This is a genomic window from Bradyrhizobium sp. JR3.5, from assembly GCF_054057015.1.
Map to the genome: position 1 here is coordinate 956,743 of NZ_JBSRYV010000001.1, position 19,694 is coordinate 976,436.

Annotated in this window: 17 protein-coding genes and 1 pseudogene; 9 read left to right on the forward strand and 9 right to left on the reverse strand. The window is 64.3% G+C overall.

Features of this window, described 5'->3' with window-relative positions; all coding sequences use genetic code 11:
• The first annotated feature begins 293 nt into the window (after positions 1-293).
• Complete coding sequence (locus tag ACVWW1_RS04730; protein WP_456655024.1) at positions 294-1,445, forward strand: SPFH domain-containing protein; 1,152 nt, start codon at positions 294-296, stop codon at positions 1,443-1,445.
• 69 nt (positions 1,446-1,514) lie between these two features.
• On the opposite strand, the gene ACVWW1_RS04735 is transcribed toward ACVWW1_RS04730, so the two are convergent.
• Complete coding sequence (locus ACVWW1_RS04735) at positions 1,515-2,126, reverse strand: TetR family transcriptional regulator (RefSeq protein ID WP_456655025.1); 612 nt, start codon at positions 2,124-2,126, stop codon at positions 1,515-1,517.
• Positions 2,127-2,400: 274 nt separating this feature from the next.
• On the opposite strand from ACVWW1_RS04735, the gene ACVWW1_RS04740 reads away from it, so the two are divergent.
• The 4 genes from ACVWW1_RS04740 (at position 2,401) to ACVWW1_RS04755 (ending at position 7,888) form a co-directional block, all read left to right on the forward strand.
• Positions 2,401-3,231: a DUF3313 domain-containing protein gene (locus tag ACVWW1_RS04740; protein WP_456655026.1), complete on the forward strand. Its 831-nt coding sequence runs from the start codon at positions 2,401-2,403 to the stop codon at positions 3,229-3,231.
• 185 nt (positions 3,232-3,416) lie between these two features.
• Positions 3,417-6,446, forward strand: a complete 3,030-nt coding sequence (locus ACVWW1_RS04745) for an adenylate/guanylate cyclase domain-containing protein (RefSeq protein WP_456655027.1) — start codon at positions 3,417-3,419, stop codon at positions 6,444-6,446.
• Positions 6,389-6,790: a hypothetical protein gene (locus ACVWW1_RS04750; RefSeq protein WP_456655028.1), complete on the forward strand. Its 402-nt coding sequence runs from the start codon at positions 6,389-6,391 to the stop codon at positions 6,788-6,790. The genes ACVWW1_RS04745 and ACVWW1_RS04750 overlap by 58 nt, the downstream gene beginning before the upstream one ends.
• A gap of 303 nt (positions 6,791-7,093) precedes the next feature.
• On the forward strand, positions 7,094-7,888 hold the full coding sequence (locus tag ACVWW1_RS04755) for a Crp/Fnr family transcriptional regulator (RefSeq protein ID WP_456655029.1): 795 nt from the start codon (positions 7,094-7,096) through the stop codon (positions 7,886-7,888).
• Positions 7,889-7,905: 17 nt separating this feature from the next.
• Here the strand turns inward: ACVWW1_RS04755 and ACVWW1_RS04760 are convergent, their stop codons facing one another.
• The 4 genes from ACVWW1_RS04760 to ACVWW1_RS04775 all read right to left on the reverse strand — a co-directional run bounded on the left by ACVWW1_RS04760 (position 7,906) and on the right by ACVWW1_RS04775 (position 11,022).
• On the reverse strand, positions 7,906-8,103 hold the full coding sequence (locus tag ACVWW1_RS04760) for a hypothetical protein (protein ID WP_176530385.1): 198 nt from the start codon (positions 8,101-8,103) through the stop codon (positions 7,906-7,908).
• A 40-nt stretch (positions 8,104-8,143) separates the two neighbouring features.
• On the reverse strand, positions 8,144-8,359 hold the full coding sequence (locus ACVWW1_RS04765; protein ID WP_016840464.1) for a hypothetical protein: 216 nt from the start codon (positions 8,357-8,359) through the stop codon (positions 8,144-8,146).
• Positions 8,360-9,024: 665 nt separating this feature from the next.
• Complete coding sequence (gene groL / locus ACVWW1_RS04770) at positions 9,025-10,665, reverse strand: chaperonin GroEL (RefSeq protein WP_342728235.1); 1,641 nt, start codon at positions 10,663-10,665, stop codon at positions 9,025-9,027.
• 42 nt (positions 10,666-10,707) lie between these two features.
• Positions 10,708-11,022 carry a co-chaperone GroES gene (locus ACVWW1_RS04775; protein WP_176530387.1) on the reverse strand — a complete coding sequence of 105 codons (315 nt, stop codon included), beginning with the start codon at positions 11,020-11,022 and terminating at the stop codon, positions 10,708-10,710.
• Positions 11,023-11,414: 392 nt separating this feature from the next.
• On the opposite strand from ACVWW1_RS04775, the gene ACVWW1_RS04780 reads away from it, so the two are divergent.
• Both ACVWW1_RS04780 and ACVWW1_RS04785 read left to right on the forward strand, forming a co-directional pair.
• On the forward strand, positions 11,415-11,705 hold the full coding sequence (locus tag ACVWW1_RS04780) for an usg protein (protein ID WP_092115230.1): 291 nt from the start codon (positions 11,415-11,417) through the stop codon (positions 11,703-11,705).
• A 111-nt stretch (positions 11,706-11,816) separates the two neighbouring features.
• Complete coding sequence (locus ACVWW1_RS04785) at positions 11,817-12,395, forward strand: cupin domain-containing protein (RefSeq protein WP_456655030.1); 579 nt, start codon at positions 11,817-11,819, stop codon at positions 12,393-12,395.
• Positions 12,396-12,591: 196 nt separating this feature from the next.
• On the opposite strand, the pseudogene ACVWW1_RS04790 reads toward ACVWW1_RS04785, so the two are convergent.
• A pseudogene (locus ACVWW1_RS04790) lies at positions 12,592-13,850 on the reverse strand (NupC/NupG family nucleoside CNT transporter).
• A gap of 116 nt (positions 13,851-13,966) precedes the next feature.
• Here ACVWW1_RS04790 and ACVWW1_RS04795 point away from each other — a divergent pair.
• On the forward strand, positions 13,967-15,190 hold the full coding sequence (locus ACVWW1_RS04795; RefSeq protein WP_456655031.1) for an MFS transporter: 1,224 nt from the start codon (positions 13,967-13,969) through the stop codon (positions 15,188-15,190).
• A 491-nt stretch (positions 15,191-15,681) separates the two neighbouring features.
• Here the strand turns inward: ACVWW1_RS04795 and ACVWW1_RS04800 are convergent, their stop codons facing one another.
• Both ACVWW1_RS04800 and ACVWW1_RS04805 read right to left on the reverse strand, forming a co-directional pair.
• Positions 15,682-16,443, reverse strand: coding sequence for an SDR family oxidoreductase (locus ACVWW1_RS04800; RefSeq protein WP_456655032.1), 762 nt, complete (start codon positions 16,441-16,443; stop codon positions 15,682-15,684).
• A 14-nt stretch (positions 16,444-16,457) separates the two neighbouring features.
• Positions 16,458-17,219, reverse strand: a complete 762-nt coding sequence (locus ACVWW1_RS04805; RefSeq protein WP_456655033.1) for a peptidase — start codon at positions 17,217-17,219, stop codon at positions 16,458-16,460.
• Between the two features lie 296 nt (positions 17,220-17,515).
• Between ACVWW1_RS04805 and ACVWW1_RS04810 the strand changes: the two genes are divergently transcribed.
• Positions 17,516-19,126, forward strand: a complete 1,611-nt coding sequence (locus tag ACVWW1_RS04810) for an ABC transporter substrate-binding protein (RefSeq protein ID WP_456655034.1) — start codon at positions 17,516-17,518, stop codon at positions 19,124-19,126.
• A 138-nt stretch (positions 19,127-19,264) separates the two neighbouring features.
• On the opposite strand, the gene ACVWW1_RS04815 is transcribed toward ACVWW1_RS04810, so the two are convergent.
• The gene (locus ACVWW1_RS04815; protein ID WP_224924489.1) at positions 19,265-19,558 is read right to left on the reverse strand and encodes a GYD domain-containing protein; all 294 of its coding nucleotides are present in this window, start codon (positions 19,556-19,558) and stop codon (positions 19,265-19,267) included.
• Between the last annotated feature and the right edge of the window lie 136 nt (positions 19,559-19,694).

Here is a 19,694-nt window from a genome sequence, read left to right on the forward strand (position 1 = left end):
CCGGACGCGCGCTTCAGTCGCAGTCCGGCCGTCCTGCCGCAAGGCTCTTCGTCCGAACATCGACACTGTGAGACCGGCTTTGCGCCGCGGTGGATACCGCTTGCGCTGATGCCGGGTAGCTCGGCTCGGCCGCGCGACATTTGTCGCGCGAACGCGCGCGTGCGCCCGTCATCGCGCAGGCTCAAGCCACGGCCCGCTTGGCTGACAGGAAGCCGCGTTCGCGTCCTCACGTCCTTTGCAAATTGAAACCCGCTCTCCGGCCCACGGGCCGGATGGCAATAATGGAGGCTGCCATGACCTGGCATTTCTTGACGACCACGTTGACGGTGAAGGATGGCGAGCGCGCGTTGCTGACGCGCGACGGCCGGCTCGAGCAGGTGCTCGCGCCTGGACGTCACCGCCTGTTCGATCCCCTGCATCAGCTCAAGGCCGAGCTGTTCAGCGTCGTGCGGACGGAATTCCCTGCGGATCGTTACGCGGTGATCAAGGCTGCGCGGCCTGATCTCGCCGACGAGCTGTTCGAGGCGGTCGAGACCCGCGCGAACGAGATCGCGATCGTCAGCCTCGACGGCCGTCCCGTGCCACTGATGACGCCCTGGCAGACGCGCGTCTACTGGAAGGTCGCGACGTCGGTCGACGTCGAGCGCATCGACGTGACCAGCGATCCCCGCGTGACCGCACGCCACCTCGCGATGATCCAACCCAACCGGGCCGGCGTCATCACCGAGGCGGTAGTCGAGAACCACGAGGCCGGTCTGCTCACGGTCGAGGGCAAGCTGGTCGAGCGGCTCGGACCCGGCCGGCACGCGTTCTGGATCGCGGGCCGCAAGATCGAGGTCAAGCGCCTCGACCTGCGTCCTCAGGCGATCGAGATCACGGCGCAGGAGATGCTGACCAAGGATCGCATCGCGCTGCGCCTGACGCTGACCGCGTTCCGCCGGATCGTCGATCCCGAGCGGGTCGTGGCAACGGTGCCCGACGTGGATGCGTGGCTGTACCGCCTGGTGCAGTTCGCGATCCGCGAGGCGGTGGCCGGCCGCACGCTGGACGAGGTGCTGTCTGCGAAGACGGCGCTCGACGAGGAGCTTCGCGACTATGTCCGCGCCCGTGTCGCGGATTCCGGCGTCGAAGTCACCGAGCTCGGCGTCAAGGACGTGATCCTGCCCGGCGAGATCCGCGAGCTGGTCAACAAGGTGGTGGAGGCGGAGCGGGTGGCGAAGGCCAACTTGATCCGCCGGCAGGAGGAGACTGCGGCGACGCGTTCGCTCCTGAACACCGCCAAGCTGATGGAGGAGAACCCTCTGCTGCTGCGGCTCAAGGAGCTGGAGTCGCTCGAGCGTCTGGTCGAGAAGGTCGGCCGCATCGACCTGCATGCGGGCGACGGTCAGGGTCTCGATGCGCTCCTGACCAAGCTGGTCCGCCTCAAGGCGCCCGAGAGCGCGTAAGGCAGGAAGGGCCGCCCACGGGCGGCCCTTCGCTTTTCCGGGAGTGATCGTGACAGCGATAGCGCGCGATCAGATCGCGGCCTTCAGATTGGCGAAGGCGTCCTGGACGTATTTGGTGAGCTGGCGCTTGCCGCCTTGCTCGAGCCAGGCGTCGACCGCGATGCGCAGTGCGCCGCTCGCGGCCATCGCGACAAGACGGAGGCGGTCGCGGCGGTCCTTGCCCGGCCATAATTCGCACAGCGTCTCGTAGACGACCTGCTCCCGGTGCAGATCGTTGCGGTGCTTGCGGGAGCTCAGCACTTCGCTCTCGCGGATCAGGCGCGAAATCGCAACCGTTCGCGACGTCTGGAAGCGGGCGGACATTTCCAGCAGAGCCTCGCGGACGACGTCGATCGGCTCGCCGGCGGAGGTGTGGTCCCGGATCGATGCCCTGAGCGCATCGTCGTAGCCGGCGATATGGGCGAGCAGGATGTCGTCCTTGCTCCTGAAATAGTAGAAAAAGGTTCTGCGCGAGATGCCGGCCGCCGCCGCGATTTCATCCAGCGTCGTCGCATCAAAGCCGTTGGCCAGAAACAGCTCCATGCCGACATCGGCGATGCGTTGCAGCGTCGCGCGGCGATTTCGCTCGCGCAGACCTTCTGTTTTTGCAGGCTTCTGGGTTTTCGTCAGTGTCTCGGGCATCGGCCGCTTTCTCATGAACAGGCAATCAGGGCAAAGCACTCCGTGGCCTCGGGTTCGCGCGGCCGTCGGCGTCAACGCGCGGTGCGGCGCGGTTCGACATGCGTCTTCCGGTCGCAGCCGGCGGTCGCGGCCATAAAACCGCCCAACACGATAATTACACCAAGTGTAATAATTACACCAAGTGTAATTCAGTGGGGCTCCAATGACAACCTGCTCGCGCGTAGGCCGGATCAAACCGATTCCGGAGGCAAATGGATTCGCGAACGGGCGGGGGGTGCAACTGCGGGGCTGGGCGGCGGCGACGTTGCTCGGTCTGCTGGTCTCGGGCTGCGCGACGGCGACGCTGGATCAGGCCGGTTCACTCCGCTCCTACGACAATATGGAGCAATCGGACGGGATGCTGACTCGTTCGAAGCTGCGGGTGAGCAAGGAAGAGGTGCTGGCAGCGAAGACAATTAGGATCGTGCCCACCGTGTTCTCGGACGGAACGGCAGTGCCCTTCACGGCTGCGCAGCGCAGGCTCGTCACCAACGCCGCCGACCGCGCATTGTGTGCGGGCCTGAGCGAACGCTTCTACGTGGTTGCGTCAGAGCCCGCCGATCTGACCGTTCACGCCGTCATCACGCATGTGGTGCCGACCGATCCGACGGCAGTCGGCGTCTCCAAAGGTGTGTCGGTGGCGAAGACGATTCTGTTGCCCGGCGTGCCGGTGCCCGTTCCGCGGATTCCAGTGGGGCTCGGCAGCCTGTCGCTTGAAGCCGAGGCGCGCGATCCGGCCGGACAGCAGAAGGCGGCGATGGTCTGGGGCCGCGCGGCCAATGCCTTCGACAGCGGCCGGATGTCGGAGGAGGGCGATGCGTACGGCCTTGCGGCATCGTTCGGCGGCGATTTCAGCCAGATGCTGGTCACCGGCGTGACGCCGTTCGGCGGCGTGCCATCGATGCCCTCGATGCAGCGGCTGGGCTTCCTGCTCGGCGGCGCGCCGAAATATCCGGCCTGCGAAGCGTTCGGACGCGCGCCGGGTCTCGTCGGCATGGTCGGCGACAGCGCCGGCGTGCCGCCGGATTGGACCGACAAGGGACCGGTTGCAGCGAAGGTGGAGTGAGGCGGCCGGCACGCTTACGAATGTTCGCATGCACACGGCTGTAACGGGGCACCGCCAAGGCACAATTCGCATATCCTGCTCCGGGCGGACGAGCGCAAAACAGAGTGCCACCCCGGACAGATTGCGGTAACGTCAGTTTACCGTAGTTCGGAATTCGGCCAGCCGTCAGCCCGTCGGTGGTGCCAATGCAACAGATTGCGGAATGGCTCGAGAAGCTGGGGCTTGGGCAATACGCGCTGCGTTTTGCCGAGAACGGGATCGACCTTGGCGTTCTTCCCGAATTGACGGATGAAGACTTCGACAGGCTCGGGGTCCTGCTCGGCCACCGCCGCAAGATGCTGCGTGCGATCGCCGATTTCAATCAAGCCGAACTGATCGCCGCGCCGGTTTCACGGGGAAAGGGGCGACCGCACGATGCCGAGCGTCGCCACCTCACTGTGATGTTCTGCGACCTGGTCGGCTCGACGGCATTGTCGGCACGTCTCGATCCCGAGGACATGTGGGAGGTGATCCGCGCCTATCGCGCAGCCTGTGCACGGGTGATCACGACATACGACGGCGTCGTTGCCAGATTTATCGGCGATGGGATCCTCGCTTATTTCGGCTATCCCCGTGCCCACGAGGATGACGCGGAGCGCGCGGTGCGCGCGGGCCTCGATGTCATCGCCGCAATCGGCAAGCTCGAGACCCGCGCGGAAGGGGGAGTTGCGGTACGGATCGCGATCGCAAGCGGGCTTGTCGTGGTCGGCGACCTCGTCTCCGGCGGCGCATCGGAGGAGCAGGCGCTGGTCGGCGATGCGCCGAACATCGCGGCGCGGCTGCAGAGCCTGGCGGAGCCGGGCGTGGTCGTCGTGGCCTCCACGACACGCCGGCTGCTCGGCAATCTGTTCACGCTTCGCAACCTCGGTCGCCGCGAGGTGAAGGGTATCTCCGAGCCGATCGCGGTGTGGGCCGTCGAAGGCGAGCCGGCGTCGGAAAGCCGTTTCGAGGCGGTGCGGACCGCGCGCTCGATCGGCTTTGTCGGCCGCAAGGCGGAGATCGAATTTGCATTGTCGCGCCAGCAACTGGCGTGGCAGGGCCAAGGCCAGGCAGTGCTGATATCGGGCGAAGCGGGTATCGGCAAATCGCGCATCGTGGCGATGCTGTCCGACAGCCTCGCGCCCGGGACACACCGCCGTGTGCGGTATCAATGCTCGCCCTATCACACCAACAGCGCGCTGCACCCTTTTGTCGCCCAGCTCGAGCGTGCCGCCGGCATCAGGTCGGAAGATGTTTCGGACCAGAAGCTGGACAAGCTCGAAGCCATGCTGGCGCTCGGTACCCAGCACGTGCCCACCGTGACACCGCTGATCGCGGCGCTGCTGTCGATCCCGACCGGTGACCGCTATCCGCCGCTCGGCCTGAGCCCGGCGCAGCAGCGGCGGCAGACATTCGCCGCGCTGCTCGACCAGCTCGAGGGCCTCGCCCGGCAGCAGCCGGTGCTTGTCGTCTGCGAAGACATGCATTGGGCCGACGCCACGTCGCTCGAACTGCTTGATCTCGCGGTCGACCGTATCAGGGGATTGCCAATCCTCATGCTGATGACGTTCAGGCCGGAGTTCGAGCCGCCATGGGCAGGGCTTGCCAATGTCAGCCTGTTGCGGCTCGATCGGCTCGACCGACAGGACACGCGCGCGCTGATCGAGCAGGTGACTGTCGGCCGGTTGCTACCCGGCGAGATGATGACACAGATCATCGAGCGGACGGATGGTGTCCCGCTGTTCGTCGAGGAGCTGACCAAGATGGTCATGGAATCGGGGCTGCTCGTCGAGAATGCCGGACGCTACCGCCTCGACAATCCGCTGCCGCCGCTGGCGATCCCGGCGACGCTGCAGGACTCGTTGATGGCCCGGCTCGACCGCCTGGCGCCGGTCAAGGAGGTGGCGCAGATCGGCGCAGCGATCGGCCGTGAGTTCTCATACGCGCTGCTGCGCAGCGTGGCCGGTCGCGATGATCTGACGCTTGCCGCGGCGCTCGCCCAGCTCGAGGAGGCGGAGTTGCTGTTGCGTCGGGGCACGCCGCCGGATTCAAGCTACAGTTTCAGGCACGCATTGGTCCAGGAAGCGGCTTACGAGAGCTTGCTCAAGAGCCGCCGGCAATTGCTCCACAAGCAGATCGGCGATGTGCTGCGCGCCAAGTTTGCCGAGATCGCCGAGATCGAGCCGGAAGTCGTTGCGTATCATTTCACCGAGGCGGGGCTCGGCCAGACTGCGCTGGCGTGGTGGCGCAAAGCCGGTCAGCAGGCGCTGAAGCGCTCGGCCTATTGCGAGGCGATCGCACATCTCGGCAAGGCGGTCGCCATCGCCGATGAACTGCCCGACGAGCGGGGTCGGATGATCGGCCGGCTCCATCTGCAAATCGCCTACGGCCGCGCGCTGCGGGGCAGTCTTGGGCACAGCGCCCCCGAGACGGTGGCCGCCTGGACGCGAGCCCGGCGCTTCGCCTCTGACATTGACGATCCAATCGAACTGGCGCCGATCCAGTCGGGCCTCTTCAACGCCTGCTTGACCCACGGTGAGCTCGCGCCGATGCGGGAGTTGGCGGAGGCGATCATGGGCGCGGCGGAACGGCATCCGGAATCGCCGGTGGCGACGATCGTCGCGGGCTGGACCAGCGGAGTGACCTGCTGGTTTGCGGGCGACTATCTGAGCGCGGCCATCCATCTCGAGAAGGCGTTCGCTGCCTATGCGACCGAGCCGGATCCGGCAACGTTCAAGGCGTCGACGCTCGATCTGCCGTTCGTCATCATGAGATTTCTGGCGCTCGTGCTCTGGCCGCGTGGCGAGATCGATCGAGCCCGGCAGCTCGCGGGCGCAGCGGTGAGCGTCTCCGGAGAACAGCGCGCGCTCGCGCGCGCCAATGCGCTGTGGTTCACAAGGCCGTTTTCGACGGGCTGTGCGGCAGCCGGTTGCGGCAGACCGAGACGATCCTTGCCCTCGGACTGGCGCAGGATCACACGATGCCGCTGTATGTCGCCGCCGGCACCTATCTCAATGGTTTGGCGAAGTGGCGTGCCGGCGACCTCGTGGCAGGTCTCGCGGAGATGCAGCGCGGCTGGACATTGCTTCACGAGAACGACTGCTACCTCTGTGATCCCTTCTGGGGACTGCATATCGCGGTGGCGAACGCGGAGGCAGGGCATGTCGAGGCGGGGCTCGACATCATCAACGAGCTGATCGACGCGACGGAGCAGTCCGGGCAGCACTGGCTGGATGCCGAGCTGTACCGTGTATTGGGCGAGCTGCGGTCGCGTCGCGACACCCCCGACATTTCCGGCGCCGAGGATGCCTTCCACCGCGCCCTCAAGATTGCGCGAAGGCAACGGACCAGGACGTTCGAGCTGCGCGGCGCGCTGGGACTTGCACGTCTTTACAGCCGCAGCGGCCGGGCAGAGGAGATATCTCAATTGTTGGCACCGTTGCTCGCCGGCTTCGATGCGGCGCTCGATCTTGCCGAAATCAAGGACGCGCAGGAACTGCTCATGCGAGCGTGGCCGGATCGCCACTCGCGCGCGTCCTGACGGGTGCCGCAGTGGAGCAGTCACATCACGTCCGCCCATCTTCCTGAGCCCGCGCAAGTGGTGAAAGAGCAGGTTCGGATGTCGCGCGCGGCGCTTGCGGTGCGAAACTGGAACTCTTGGGCTCGGCGAAGTTCTTGGGTTCCCGAAGTTCTACGGTGCGACGATGCGCATTTTGCTATTGCGTCCGACGGCGCATTTGCATCTAACTTTAAGGACGCTGCCGCGGAGAATTCCACCTTGCGGTCAATCGTTTGGAATTTGTTTTTGATCCTGTGTTCGAGTGAGTAAGCTGTGCGACCATTGATGACGTTCCCGCAGGTGAGCATTTCCGGCGGAACTCGTAATCGCCTTCTCGCGACATTGTCGCCGGCGGATCTGGACCTCCTGAAACCGGAACTTGAGACTGTCGCGCTCGAACAGGATGCGGTCCTGGCGCGCGCCGGTGACGAGATCGACTACGTCTTCTTTCCTCACAGCGGCGCGATCCTGCTGATGATCGACATGGCGGATGGGCAGACGGTCGCGACCGGTGTGGTCGGATGCGAAGGGGCCGTGGGCAGTCTTTCGGTCCTTGGAGCCTCGCCGTCGGGCATTACCGCCGTCGTTCGTGCGGCTGGTACCGCCTCCCGGATCCCGGCGCCGCGCTTTCATGCCGCTTTCGGCCGCAGTCCCGGGATTCGGCAGGCGATCCAGAAGCACGTCAGATCGATGCTGATCCAGTTTCAGCTCGGCTCCGCCTGCAATGCGCTCCACCCGGTCGAGGCGCGGATGGCGCGCTGGCTGCTTCAGCTTCGCGACCGCGTCGACAGCGACGTCCTCCCGCTGACCCAGCACGCGCTGTCGCAAATCCTCGGCGTACGACGAACAACGGTGACCTTGCTGATGGGCAATCTGCGCAAGCGCGGTGCGATCAGGTCGGATCAACGAGGCCGGATCGAGATTGACCAGGCGCGGCTCTTGGCGGCGGCGTGCGAATGCCATCGCGTCATGCGTATCGAGGCCGAGGAGATCTTCTCGGGCGACAAGGTTCGAACGCGCGGAATGGCGCCGGCTAACGATCCGCGCATCCCGGAAATCGAGGCGGACGACGCCGTGTGAGCGCGTTCCTGGTCGAATCAGCTTCCAGGCAGCCGATCAAGCTCCCGTGCAGGCGAGGATACCCCTTCGAGCTTCGCGATCTCGCGCAGCACCTTTGCGGTCTCGCGCAACTGATTGCGCTTCGGACCGGGCTTCAGCCGTCGTGCTTCATCGAGAAAGTCCTTGGCCTGCAGCAGCCAGGCAGACGTTTCCGTCGAGATCTGCACCTGCGCCATGGTGTCCCTCCATCGCGGTCGTCAATAGCGGTGACCATTGTCAGGCCGGTGAACCGCCGCCGCGGCGTCGCCGCACGCGGATGCTCGGCTCATCGACCCAGGCGTCCCGCGCAAACCAGGCGTGATCCGCGCGGCAAAACGGACAGGGCGTGCGCGCGAAGAACACGGTACTGCGTCGAAAGCTCTCGCGATCGGTTTTGATTCCGGTGGAAATCGCGTGTCCGGTTTGCGGACATCTGACCATTACCATGCCCATGAGCGCCTCCCTCCCATATCGCCTTTTGCTTTTTTGCCTTTTGCCTTGCAGAAATAGTCCGGCCGGTTGGATTGGCCCCAGATCGGTGCGCGGGGTAGTTGGGTGGCATCGCACACCTGCGGCGTTTGACGGAGCATCGGCAGTGGGGGCTGCACGCTCTCGTCACTGGGCTTCTTCCAACCGGCCAGGTCCCTCCTTGAACGAATCCTCGATGTGACTTCAACGCCGCTTCTTCAGGCGGCTTGGCAGAGAACCTCTTCGCTTTCCCCCACCGCACAGCCTCCCTCGCAAGTGAGAGCATTCTCCGCGACGCTTGCTCGCGTCACGGGAGCTGACGCTCCGTGCTCGATTCAGATTTTTGAGAGTGAAGTTCGATCTCGTCCCGAGCTTACTGTGCGAGACGAAGGCGACAGTGTCGGTTCGGTTTGCGACTCTCGCACGAAATTTTTTTGAGATTGTCAACTCAGACCAACGTATATTTACGGAGAGTGTTGTGCATAACGTGCATGCTGAGAGCCGCGTGAGGCCCCTGCATCAGCGTGAGGTTGTGCAAGGTATTTGCATTGGCCGCGCTGCGGTAAGTAGCCCGGCGAGCCTACCCCAAACAAAAACCCCGGCATCGCTGCCGGGGTTTTGCATTTCGTAAATTGCCCGAGAGGCTGGACTCAGAAGTCCATGCCGCCCATGCCGCCGCCCGGAGGCATCGCAGGGCCGCCGGCGTTCTTCTTCGGCAGCTCGGCAACCATCGCTTCCGTGGTGATCAGCAGCGCGGCAACCGAGGCAGCGTTCTGGATCGCGGTGCGGACGACCTTGGTCGGGTCGATGATGCCCTTCTTGACGAGGTCGGCATAGTCACCGGTCTGGGAGTCGAAGCCGTAATTGTAGGCCTTGTTCTCCAGGATCTTGCCGACGATGACCGAACCGTCTTCACCGGCGTTGATCGCGATCTGGCGAGCCGGAGCCGACAGCGCCTTGCGCACGATCTCGACGCCGGTCTTCTGGTCGTCGTTCTTGGTGCGCAGGCCCTTGAGCTGCTCGGAAGCACGGAGCAGGGCGACGCCGCCGCCCGGGACGATGCCTTCCTCGACAGCCGCGCGGGTCGCATGCATCGCGTCATCAACGCGATCCTTGCGCTCCTTCACCTCGACTTCGGTCGCGCCGCCGACGCGGATCACCGCGACGCCGCCTGCGAGCTTGGCGAGACGCTCTTGCAGCTTCTCACGGTCGTAGTCCGAGGTGGTCTCCTCGATCTGCGCCTTGATCTGGGCAACGCGGGCGTCGATGTCGGCCTTCTTGCCGGCGCCGTTGACGATCGTGGTGTTTTCCTTGTCGATCATCACCTTCTTGGCGCGACCGAGCATCTGCAGCGTGACGTTCTCGAGCTTGATGCCGAGGTCTTCCGAGATGGCCTGGCCGCCGGTCAGGATCGCGATGTCCTGCAGCATGGCCTTGCGGCGATCGCCGAAGCCCGGAGCCTTGACGGCCGCGACCTTCAGGCCGCCACGCAGGCGGTTGACGACGAGGGTGGCGAGGGCTTCGCCTTCGACGTCTTCAGCGACGATGACCAGCGGCTTGCCGGTCTGCACCACGGCCTCGAGCAGCGGCAGCAGCTCGTTCAGCGAGGAGAGCTTCTTCTCGTTGATGAGGATGTAGGCGTCGTCCATCTCAACGCGCATCTTGTCGGCGTTGGTGACGAAGTAGGGCGAGATGTAGCCGCGATCGAACTGCATGCCCTCGACGACGTCGAGCTCGGTCTCGAGCGACTTGGCTTCCTCGACCGTGATCACGCCCTCGTTACCGACCTTCTTCATGGCGTCGGCGAGGAACTTGCCGATCTCGGCATCGCCGTTGGCCGAAATGGTGCCAACCTGGGCGATCTCCTCGTTCGAGGTGACCTTCTTCGAGTTCTTCTGGAGGTCCGCAACGACGGCTTCGACCGCGAGGTCGATACCGCGCTTCAGGTCCATCGGGTTCATGCCGGCGGCAACCGACTTGGCGCCTTCGCGCACGATCGCCTGGGCGAGCACGGTGGCCGTGGTGGTGCCGTCGCCGGCCGCGTCAGCGGACTTGGAAGCGACTTCGCGCACCATCTGGGCGCCCATGTTCTCGAACTTGTCCTCGAGCTCGATCTCCTTGGCGACGGTGACGCCGTCCTTGGTGATGCGGGGAGCGCCGAACGACTTCTCGAGCACGACGTTGCGGCCCTTCGGGCCGAGAGTGACCTTCACCGCATTGGCGAGGATGTCGACGCCGCGCAGCATCTTGTCGCGCGCATCGACGGAGAATTTGACTTCTTTAGCTGCCATCTGAATTTTTCCTTGAGATTTACCTGGGAGGGAAAGAGGCGCTTAGGCCGCCTTCTTCTTGGAAGCGGGGACGTCGAGCACGCCCATGATGTCGCTTTCCTTCATGATCAGCAGGTCTTCGCTGTCGATCTTGACCTCGGTGCCCGACCACTTGCCGAACAGGACGCGGTCGCCGACCTTGATGTCGATGGGGATCAGCTTGCCAGCTTCGTCGCGGCCGCCCGGGCCGACGGCGATGACTTCGCCCTGCGAGGGCTTTTCCTTGGCGCTGTCCGGAATGATGATGCCGCCAGCAGTCTTCTCTTCGGCGTCGATACGCTTGACCACGACGCGGTCGTGAAGCGGACGGAATTTCATGCAGTCCTCCTAAACGTTTGCATATGCTGTAGATTTTTGGAGTGTTAGCAGTCCAGCCCAGCGAGTGCCAGACTAACTGAGCAGGAGATAGGCCAAGCCTTGGCGGCGGGCAAGTGGCTCTAGCAGAAAAATTGGCACTCGCGAATGACGGCTGCCAGGATCATTTCGAGATCATTTCGGCATCCTTAATGCCGCCCCGCAGGGGTCGCCGGGGCTATTAGCAGATGCGGTAAGCTGCTGCTAACGCAAGAAATTTCAACAACCTATTAAACATTTGGGCTTGAGATGGGTTAGTCGCGTGCGTCACATTTCTCTCATGTGAGCGCATCCATTGCCGGTGGTCCGGCGGGGGTCGGCCGCCATGTGAATGCGCTCCGTCACAGGAGGTTGGCATGGTCTCGCGAGTTGGTGGGGTTGTTTCCGACGATTTCCGGAAGCAGTTGCTGGGGTATGGACTGACGACGGCGCAAATCCTGTATCGGATGCCGGACCATCCCTCGTTGCTGCAAACTTATGTCTGGCAGAACTACGACCTGTTTCCGAAATTTCCGGCGCTGCGGGATTTCCTCGCCTTCTGGCAGGAGAAGCTCGAAGGCCCGCTGTTCTCGGTGACGGTGGCGCATTCCAAGCTGGTCAAGCCGGCCGAACTGCGCGCCGTCGACGGCGTGTTCCGGCTGCATTGATCCGCAAAGGGGGCAAGGCAAGGGGGCGAGGCGCGGCCTGCGCCTTTGCCCACCTCGCGCGGCGCGACTTGTGTTAGCCTTCGCCCGTCACAAAAAGACGGGAGGCGAACAATGGCCAAGAAGACGGCATCGAGATCCGCAGCCAAGACCGCGGTGAAGAAGAAATGGTCGGGGCTCGGCGCCGGCGCCAAGAAATCGTCGGCGAAATCGTCCGCGCGCAAGACCATTAAGTCCAAGGGCCGCGTCACCGCAGCCAAGAAGAGCGCGCCCAAGACAGCAACCAAGACAGCAACCAAGGCACGGCCGAAGCAGCGCGTCGCCATCAGCCATCACCGCGAAGAGGATTTCAAGGCCGACGGGCTGCGCGCCTACGCCAAGTACCGCGACCTCGGCATTGCCGCAGCATCCCATGGTCTCGCGCAGGCGCATGTCATCCGGCTGCAGGGACCGTGCAATCCGGACGAGGTCTCGAAGCTGCACTTCCACGACGTCGAGTTCCAGATGGTCTATGTGCTCAAGGGCTGGGTGAAGACCTACATGGAAGGCGAGGGCGAGACGCTGATGAAAGAGGGCAGCGCCTGGACCCAGCCGCCGCGCATCCGGCACATGATCCTGGACTACTCCGATGACGTCGAACTGCTGGAGGTGATCCTGCCGGCCGAGTTCAAGACGGTGGAGCTGAAGGCGTAAGCCTCGCTGCGTCATGGCCGGGCTTGACCCGGCCATCCATCCAGCTTCGCAAGTGTCTTCGCTGATCGATGGATGCCCGGGTCAAGCCCGGGCATGACGAGCCGGGTGAGATCTTGTAGCCCGGATGGAGCGCAGCGAAATCCGGGGCTCGTGCCCGCAGTCGGACGGCCCCGGATTGCGCTGCGCTTCATCCGGGCTACGGCGCTGTCATCATCCCCACGATCGCGCCCATCAGGCAGGGTCGTCAGCGTGCCCGAGACGATCGACTTCAGCCCGAGCGCGTTGATCTCGTCGCGCCGCCCGGGCGCCATGATGCCGAGGCCGCCGATCATGATGCCGAGGCTCGCGAAGTTGGCAAAACCGCACATTGCGTAGAGCATGATCAGCCGCGAGCGCGGATCGAGCGCGTCGGGGCCGAGCTTCGACAGGTCGACATAGGCGATCAGCTCGTTCAGCACGGTCTTGGTGCCCATCAGGCTTCCGGCCGTGATCGCCTGCGGCCATGGCAGGCCCATCAGCCAGCACACCGGCGCCATGACGTAACCGAGCAGCCGTTGCAGCGAAATCTTCGCGCCGCCGATTTCCGGCAGCAGGCCGATGATTGCATTCGCCAGATAGACCAGCGCGACCAGCACCAAGAGCATCGCGATGATGTTCATCAGCAGCTCGAGGCCGCCGGCGGTGCCCTTCACGATGGCGTCCATTGTCGATGACACCTGAACATCGGGATCGTCGAGCGACCCCGCCGGTGCGCTGGTCCGACGTTTCCGGCACCATGATCAGGCTGACCAGGATCGCGGCCGGCGCGCCGAGCACCGAGGCAATGACGAAATGCGCGGCCGCATCGGGAATCAGTGGCGCAAGAAGCGTTGCGTAGAGCACCAGCACGGTGCCGGCGATCCCGGCCATGCCGCCGGTCATCACCAGAAACAATTCGCTGCGGGTGAGCTGCGCCAGATAGGGGCGGATGAAGAGCGGGGCTTCCACCATGCCGAGGAAGATGTTGGCGGCGGTGGAAAGCCCGACCGCGCCGCCGACACCGAGCGTGCGTTCCAGCATCCAGGCCATGCCGCGCACGACAGGCGGCAGCACGCGCCAATAGAACAACAGCGTCGTCAGCACGCTCATGACAAGCACGATCGGCAGCGCCTGGAAGGCGAGGATGAAATCCGAACCCGGCACCTTGGGATCGAACGGCGCCGGGCCGCCGCCGACATAGCCGAACACAAAGGCGGTGCCGGCGCGTGTCGCGGCCGCGATGGTGCCGACGGCATCGTTGATCGCGCCGAAGGCCTGCGTCACCAGCGGCACCTTGATCAGCACCAGCGCGGTGACGACCGTGACGACGAGCCCGATCGCCGCCTGCCGCAGCGACACCTTCAAGCGATTCTCGCTCAACGCCCAGGCGATCACGAGCAACGCCACCACGCCGAACGCCGATTGCAATTGCAGCATCACGCCCCCAAGAACCTTCGAGCGATTATGAGCAGGGGCCCCACGCAGCGCAATGCTGTTACGCGTTCATCCCGAATCCATTGACAAGTTGCAGGGGCTCAGTCACGCAATCATGCATGTCCTCTGCCACGCCGGCCGGTGCCCGCGAACTGCTCGGCCACAGACCGTTCCTGTTCTTCTTGTCGTCGCGCAGCCTGTCGCGCTTCTCCAGCCAGATCGGCGCGGTGGCGATCGGCTGGCAGATTTATGATCTGACCGGCAGCGCGTTCGACCTCGGCATGGTCGGTCTGGTGCAATTCCTGCCGACGGCGCTGCTGGTGTTCGTCGCCGGCCACGCCGCCGACCGCTTCGAGCGCAAGCGCGTGGTGCAGGCCTGCCAGGTGGCGGAAGCGCTGACTGTATTGTTTCTCGCCGGAAGCACATTTGCCGGCACCATCTCCGAGATCCAGATCTTCGCTGCGGCCTTCGTGCTCGGAATCGCCGGCGCGTTCGAGAGCCCGGCGACTGCCGCGCTGTTGCCGCTGATCGCGCCGCAAGGGTCGCTGCAGCGGGCGACCGCGATCTCGAGCGGCGCGGCCCAGGTTGCGACCATTACCGGACCCGCGCTCGGTGGCTTCGCCTATGCGCTGATGCCGAGCGCGCCCTACGGCATCATGATGGTGTTCTGGCTGTTCGGCGCGCTCCTCACCGGCGGCATCGGCCGGCTGCAGCAGGCGGCGGCGAAGAACGGGGCGGTGTCGGATGACCTGTATGCCGGCGTCACCTTCGTGCGCAGCAATCCGGCGATCCTCGGCACCATCTCGCTCGATTTGTTCGCGGTGCTGTTCGGCGGCGTCACCGCGCTGCTGCCGATCTATGCGCGCGACATCCTGCAAACCGGCCCGCTCGGCCTCGGCATCCTGCGCGCCGCGCCCGCGGTCGGTGCGCTCTTGATGACCATGCTGCTGGCGCGGCACACCATCAACCGCCGCGTCGGCATGCGCATGTTCCAGGCGGTGATCGTGTTCGGCGTCGCGACGGTGGTGTTCGCGCTGTCGCAATGGATGTGGCTGTCGGCGCTGGCGCTCGCGGTGCTCGGCGCTGCGGACACGATCAGCGTCGTGATCCGCTTCTCGCTGGTGCAGCTTGCCACCCCCGACGAGATGCGCGGCCGCGTCGGCGCGGTGAACTTCCTGTTCATCAACGCGTCCAACCAGCTCGGCCAGTTCGAGAGCGGCGTCACCGCCGCATTGCTCGGCGCCGTGCCGTCAGCCGTACTCGGCGGCGTCGCCACCGTCGCGGTCGCGCTGCTCTGGATGAAGCTGTTCCCGACGCTGCGGGATGTCGAGAAGCTGGAGTAGGAGCGCGTCACTTACCTCGCCCCGCTTGCGGGGAGAGGTCGGATCGCATGCAGCGAAGCGGAATGCGATCCGGGTGAGGGGGTACAGGTCTCAGCGCGCGGCTTGCTCGCGGAGAGAGCCCCTCACCCCAACCCTCTCCCCGCAAGAGCGGGGCGAGGGAGCAGACCGAGCGCAAGCCCTAACAGCTCGTTCGCGTCGAGCGGTATGCCGGCAACGGCGCCGCGGACCCGCCTTGGCGTTCGCTTCGGGCGAGGGGTTTACAAATTTCGGAATAATGGAAAAATATCGCTGATTTGCCCGACGTGTCAAGTTGCGGTGTCGAACGCCGGCAGCTGCCGGCTACTTTGCATGGGGTTGTTTTCAATATTTGGCAGTGCGCCCTTGGAACGGCATGGCCGGGACATAGGCGGAGCGGAAGCGACGCCATCCTTCGGACGGCTATGCCCGGCCATGCCGACGTGATCGTCCTGCCGCAAGCAGGGAGAAGAAGATCAGCCCCGTCCCACGAACGGCATCTTGGTTGCCATGACCGTCATGAACAGCACGTTGGCGTCGAGCGGCAAGCCGGCCATGTAGGCGACGGCGTCGCCGACCGCCTTGGCGTCCATGCGCGGCTCGTGCTTGGTGGTGCCGTCCGGCTGCAGCACGCCGGGGCCGTTGACCATGCGATCGGTCATCGGGGTCGCGGCGTTGCCGATGTCGACCTGGCCGACCGCGATGTCATACATCCGGCCGTCGAGGTTGGAGGCCTTGGTGAGGCCGGTGATGGCGTGCTTGGTCGAGGTGTAGGCCGCCGAAAACGGCCGCGGCGCGTGCGCCGAGATCGAGCCGTTGTTGATGATGCGGCCGCCGCGCGGCGTCTGGTCCTTCATGATGCGGAAGGCGTGCTGGGTGCACAGGAACGGTGCGGTGAGGTTGGTGTTGACCACGGCCTGCCACTGCTCGAGCGGCAGATCCTCGAAATTGACCGGCGGCGCGCCCATGCCGGCGTTGTTGAAGAGAACGTCGAGCCGGCCGTAGGTCGCCTTCACCTTGTCGAACAGCGCGGCGATCGCGGCCGGGTTGGCCATGTCGGCGGTGACGCACAGGCTCTTGCCGGCGGGGCCGAGCTTGCTGGTCTCTTCCAGCATCTCCAGACGGCGCCCGGCGAGCACCACGGTATAGCCCTTGTCCATCAAAGCGAGCGATGCTGCACGTCCGACACCGGTGCCGGCGCCGGTCACGAGCGCGATCTTGCTGTTTGCTTCGGTCATCTCTCAGTTTCCTCTTACCTGGCTTTTGCTTCGGTTTCGTTCTTGTAGGGTGGGCGTGGAATGTTCTGGTGCGCCGCGCGCAGCGCTGCCGACCAGCGCGAGCGCAGGTCGTGGAAATAGGGCTCGCCGGCCTCGATGCGGTGATTGAGATCGGCCTCGCAGGCGTCAGTGCGCACCACCAGCACGTCGATCGGCAGGCCGACGCCGAGGTTGGAGCGCATCGTCGAATCCATCGAGATCAGCCCGGTCTTCAGGGCCTCGTAGAGCTCGACGTCGTAATGCATGGCGCGGTCGAGCACCGGCTTGCCGTATTTGTGCTCGCCGATCTGCAAATACGGCGTGTCGGTGGTGCATTCGATGAAGTTGCCGGCGGTGTAGACCATGAACAGGCGCATCCGCGAGCCCTTGATCTGGCCGCCGAACAGGAACGAGACGTCGAAGGAGATGTCTTCGGAACGCAGCGCATCGCCCTCGGTGGCATGCACCGACCGGATGGCGCGGCCGATCCGCTGCGCTGCCTGGAACATGGTCGGTGCGTTCATCAGTGTCTCGAGCTCGCCGGTGTGCGGGTCTTCCATGCCCTCGGTCAGGGTCGACAGCACCGACTGGCTGATCGCGAGATTCCCGGCGCTGGCGATCGCCATGATGCGGTCGCCGGGCTTTTCGAAGATGTGCAGCTTGCGGAAGGTCGAGACGTTGTCGAGACCGGCATTGGTGCGGGTATCGGCGATCATGACGAGGCCGTCGCGCACCAGAATTCCGCAGCAATAGGTCATTTGCAGTCCTCAAACGGTCCGAGTTTCTCGGCGCCAAACGTGTAGCCAATTTCGAGGTCGCATCCAACCCCAATTCCCCGTGACGGGACATGCGATGGCCGGTCAGGAGGGGTCCGGCGACGGTCCGTGTGAGGCCCTTTTCCGCCGCTGGCCGCCTGAGAATCCCGTGCTTGCCCCGGCCTCGTTCTGCGTTGCGCGCAGCCGGCAATGATCGGCGCCCCGTCTCATTGCGAGGCACCTGGCGTTGTGGTCGACTGCCCGAAAGCGACAACAACAAGAAATTCCGGGAGGCGAGAATGTCGTTCAAACTGGCCACGTACATCATGACATTGGGCGCAGCAGTGATGGCCGCGAGCCCGGCATCGGCGCAGAAGAAGGGTGGCACGCTCAGGCTTTATCACAACGACAATCCGCCCTCGACCTCGCTGCTCGAGGAATCCACCATCGCCTCGGTGATGCCGTTCGCGGCGGTCTTCAACAACCTCGTGGTGTTCGATCCGGCCAAGGTGCACGAAAGCATCGACACCGTGATCCCCGATCTTGCCGAGAGTTGGTCGTGGGATTCCACCAACACAAAGCTCACCTTCAAGCTGAGGCACGGCGTAAAGTGGCATGACGGCCAGCCGTTCACGGCGAAGGACGTGCAGTGCACCTGGCGGATGCTGATCGGCAAGAGCGAGACCCAAGACTCCAAAACCCAGGACTTCAAGCGCAATCCGCGCAAGGTCTGGTATTCGAAACTCAGGGATGTCAGCGTCAATGGCGACGATGAGGCGACCTTCGAGCTGACCGAGCCGCAGCCCGGCCTGCTGGCGCTGCTCGCCAGCGCCTTCTCGGTGGTCTATCCGTGTCACGTGCCGCAGCAGGTGATGCGCACCAAGCCAATCGGCACCGGGCCGTTCAGATTCGTCGAATTCCGGCGCGGGGATTCGATCCGCCTGGTGCGTAATCCAGATTACTTCAAGAAGGACCGGCCGTATCTCGACGAGATCACGGTGCGCTCGATCGACAGCCGCGCCACGCGCATGCTGGCGTTCGCGACCGGCGACTACGACATCACCTTTCCGTCCGATGTCAGCATTCCCCTGATGAAGGACGTCAAGGCGCGGGCGCCGAACGCGATCTGCGAGATGACGTCGACCAATTTGCAGATCAATCTCTTGGTCAACCGCGTCAATCCGCCGTTCGACAATCCGGAGATTCGCAAGGCCATGTCGCTGGCGCTCGATCGCAAGGCCTTCAACAGCATCCTGTTCGAGGGCACCGGGCGGCTCGGCGGTGCGATGCAGGCCAAGCCGGAAGGCGAGTGGGGCATGCCGCCGGAGATCCTGTCGACGCTGATGGGCTACGGCGCGGATACCGAGAAGAACCTCGCGGACGCGCAGGCAATCATGCAGAAGCTCGGCTACAGCGACGCCAAGCCGCTGTCGATCAAGATCCAGACCCGCAATTTGCCGACCTATCGCGACCCGGCCGTGATCCTCGCCGACCAGCTCAAGAAGATCTATATCGTTGCCGAGCTCGATATCCTCGACACGCCGCGCTGGTACTCGCGGCTGCAACGCAAGGATTACACGATCGGGCTCAATGTCACCGGCGTCAGCGTCGACGATCCCGACGGCAATCTGGTCGAGAACTATTCCTGCAACTCCGAGCGCAACTACACCCAGTATTGCAATGCAGAGGTGGACAAGCTGCTCGTCGCGCAGTCGCGCGAGGTCGACAAGGACAAGCGCCGCAAAATTGTATTCGACATCGAGCGCCTGCTGGTCGCCGATGCGGCGCGGCCGGTCATCCTGCACTCATCGGCCGGCAACTGCTGGCAGCCCTATGTGAGGAACTTTCATCCGCACGACAACAGCCAGTACAACAATCTGCGCTTCGAGGATGTCTGGCTGGACAAATGATGCATGCAGTTCCCGCTGACGACGACGTGAGCCATCGCCTTGCGCGCACGCAGAGCTCGCACAGGTCGCCGGGGGGCCGAACAGCGACGGCACCCGTCGGTCAGGCCGCGCAGAGATCCGTCAGAGCATCCGAAGCCGCTACGGAAGCTCGGCGATCAGCTTGGTCCACTCGGCCTCGGGCCAGGCCCGGGAGGTGCAGGTCCGTATGTTTCCCTGAGAACTGAGGGCAAGCGCGAGCTTTGTGATGTTGTCGCCGAGAGGCGCTTCGGCGAGGAGAAGGATGTCATGCTCGCCGGAGGTGAGATAGACCTCCTTGATTTCGACACCGAGCGTCTTGGCGAGTTCTCTCGCCGCTCGGCTGCGCTTGGGCGCTTCCTTGACGTTACGAATTCCCTGGTCGGTCCAGTCGATCCTCACTATGAATGTCGCCATGTCGTCCTCCAAGGGTTACGCATTCCCTTGTCTGCCGCGTCTGCGGCAGGCCAACCTGCTTCATGTTGAAGTTGAGGGAGCGCCACATAAGGCAGGCGCTGCGTTCAGACTGAGATGCCTGCCGACGGCCTGACCG

Excerpts from the sequence above, each read along its gene's own strand:
- ACVWW1_RS04730 (WP_456655024.1), top strand. The coding sequence starts at position 294 with ATGACCTGGCATTTCTTGACGACCACGTTGACGGTGAAGGATGGCGAG.
- ACVWW1_RS04735 (WP_456655025.1), bottom strand. The coding sequence starts at position 2,126 with ATGCCCGAGACACTGACGAAAACCCAGAAGCCTGCAAAAACAGAAGGT.
- ACVWW1_RS04745 (WP_456655027.1), top strand. The coding sequence starts at position 3,417 with ATGCAACAGATTGCGGAATGGCTCGAGAAGCTGGGGCTTGGGCAATAC.
- ACVWW1_RS04755 (WP_456655029.1), top strand. The coding sequence starts at position 7,094 with ATGACGTTCCCGCAGGTGAGCATTTCCGGCGGAACTCGTAATCGCCTT.
- ACVWW1_RS04760 (WP_176530385.1), bottom strand. The coding sequence starts at position 8,103 with ATGGCGCAGGTGCAGATCTCGACGGAAACGTCTGCCTGGCTGCTGCAG.
- ACVWW1_RS04765 (WP_016840464.1), bottom strand. The coding sequence starts at position 8,359 with ATGGGCATGGTAATGGTCAGATGTCCGCAAACCGGACACGCGATTTCC.
- groL (WP_342728235.1), bottom strand. The coding sequence starts at position 10,665 with ATGGCAGCTAAAGAAGTCAAATTCTCCGTCGATGCGCGCGACAAGATG.
- ACVWW1_RS04775 (WP_176530387.1), bottom strand. The coding sequence starts at position 11,022 with ATGAAATTCCGTCCGCTTCACGACCGCGTCGTGGTCAAGCGTATCGAC.
- ACVWW1_RS04780 (WP_092115230.1), top strand. The coding sequence starts at position 11,415 with ATGGTCTCGCGAGTTGGTGGGGTTGTTTCCGACGATTTCCGGAAGCAG.
- ACVWW1_RS04785 (WP_456655030.1), top strand. The coding sequence starts at position 11,817 with ATGGCCAAGAAGACGGCATCGAGATCCGCAGCCAAGACCGCGGTGAAG.
- ACVWW1_RS04795 (WP_456655031.1), top strand. The coding sequence starts at position 13,967 with ATGTCCTCTGCCACGCCGGCCGGTGCCCGCGAACTGCTCGGCCACAGA.
- ACVWW1_RS04800 (WP_456655032.1), bottom strand. The coding sequence starts at position 16,443 with ATGACCGAAGCAAACAGCAAGATCGCGCTCGTGACCGGCGCCGGCACC.
- ACVWW1_RS04805 (WP_456655033.1), bottom strand. The coding sequence starts at position 17,219 with ATGACCTATTGCTGCGGAATTCTGGTGCGCGACGGCCTCGTCATGATC.
- ACVWW1_RS04810 (WP_456655034.1), top strand. The coding sequence starts at position 17,516 with ATGTCGTTCAAACTGGCCACGTACATCATGACATTGGGCGCAGCAGTG.
- ACVWW1_RS04815 (WP_224924489.1), bottom strand. The coding sequence starts at position 19,558 with ATGGCGACATTCATAGTGAGGATCGACTGGACCGACCAGGGAATTCGT.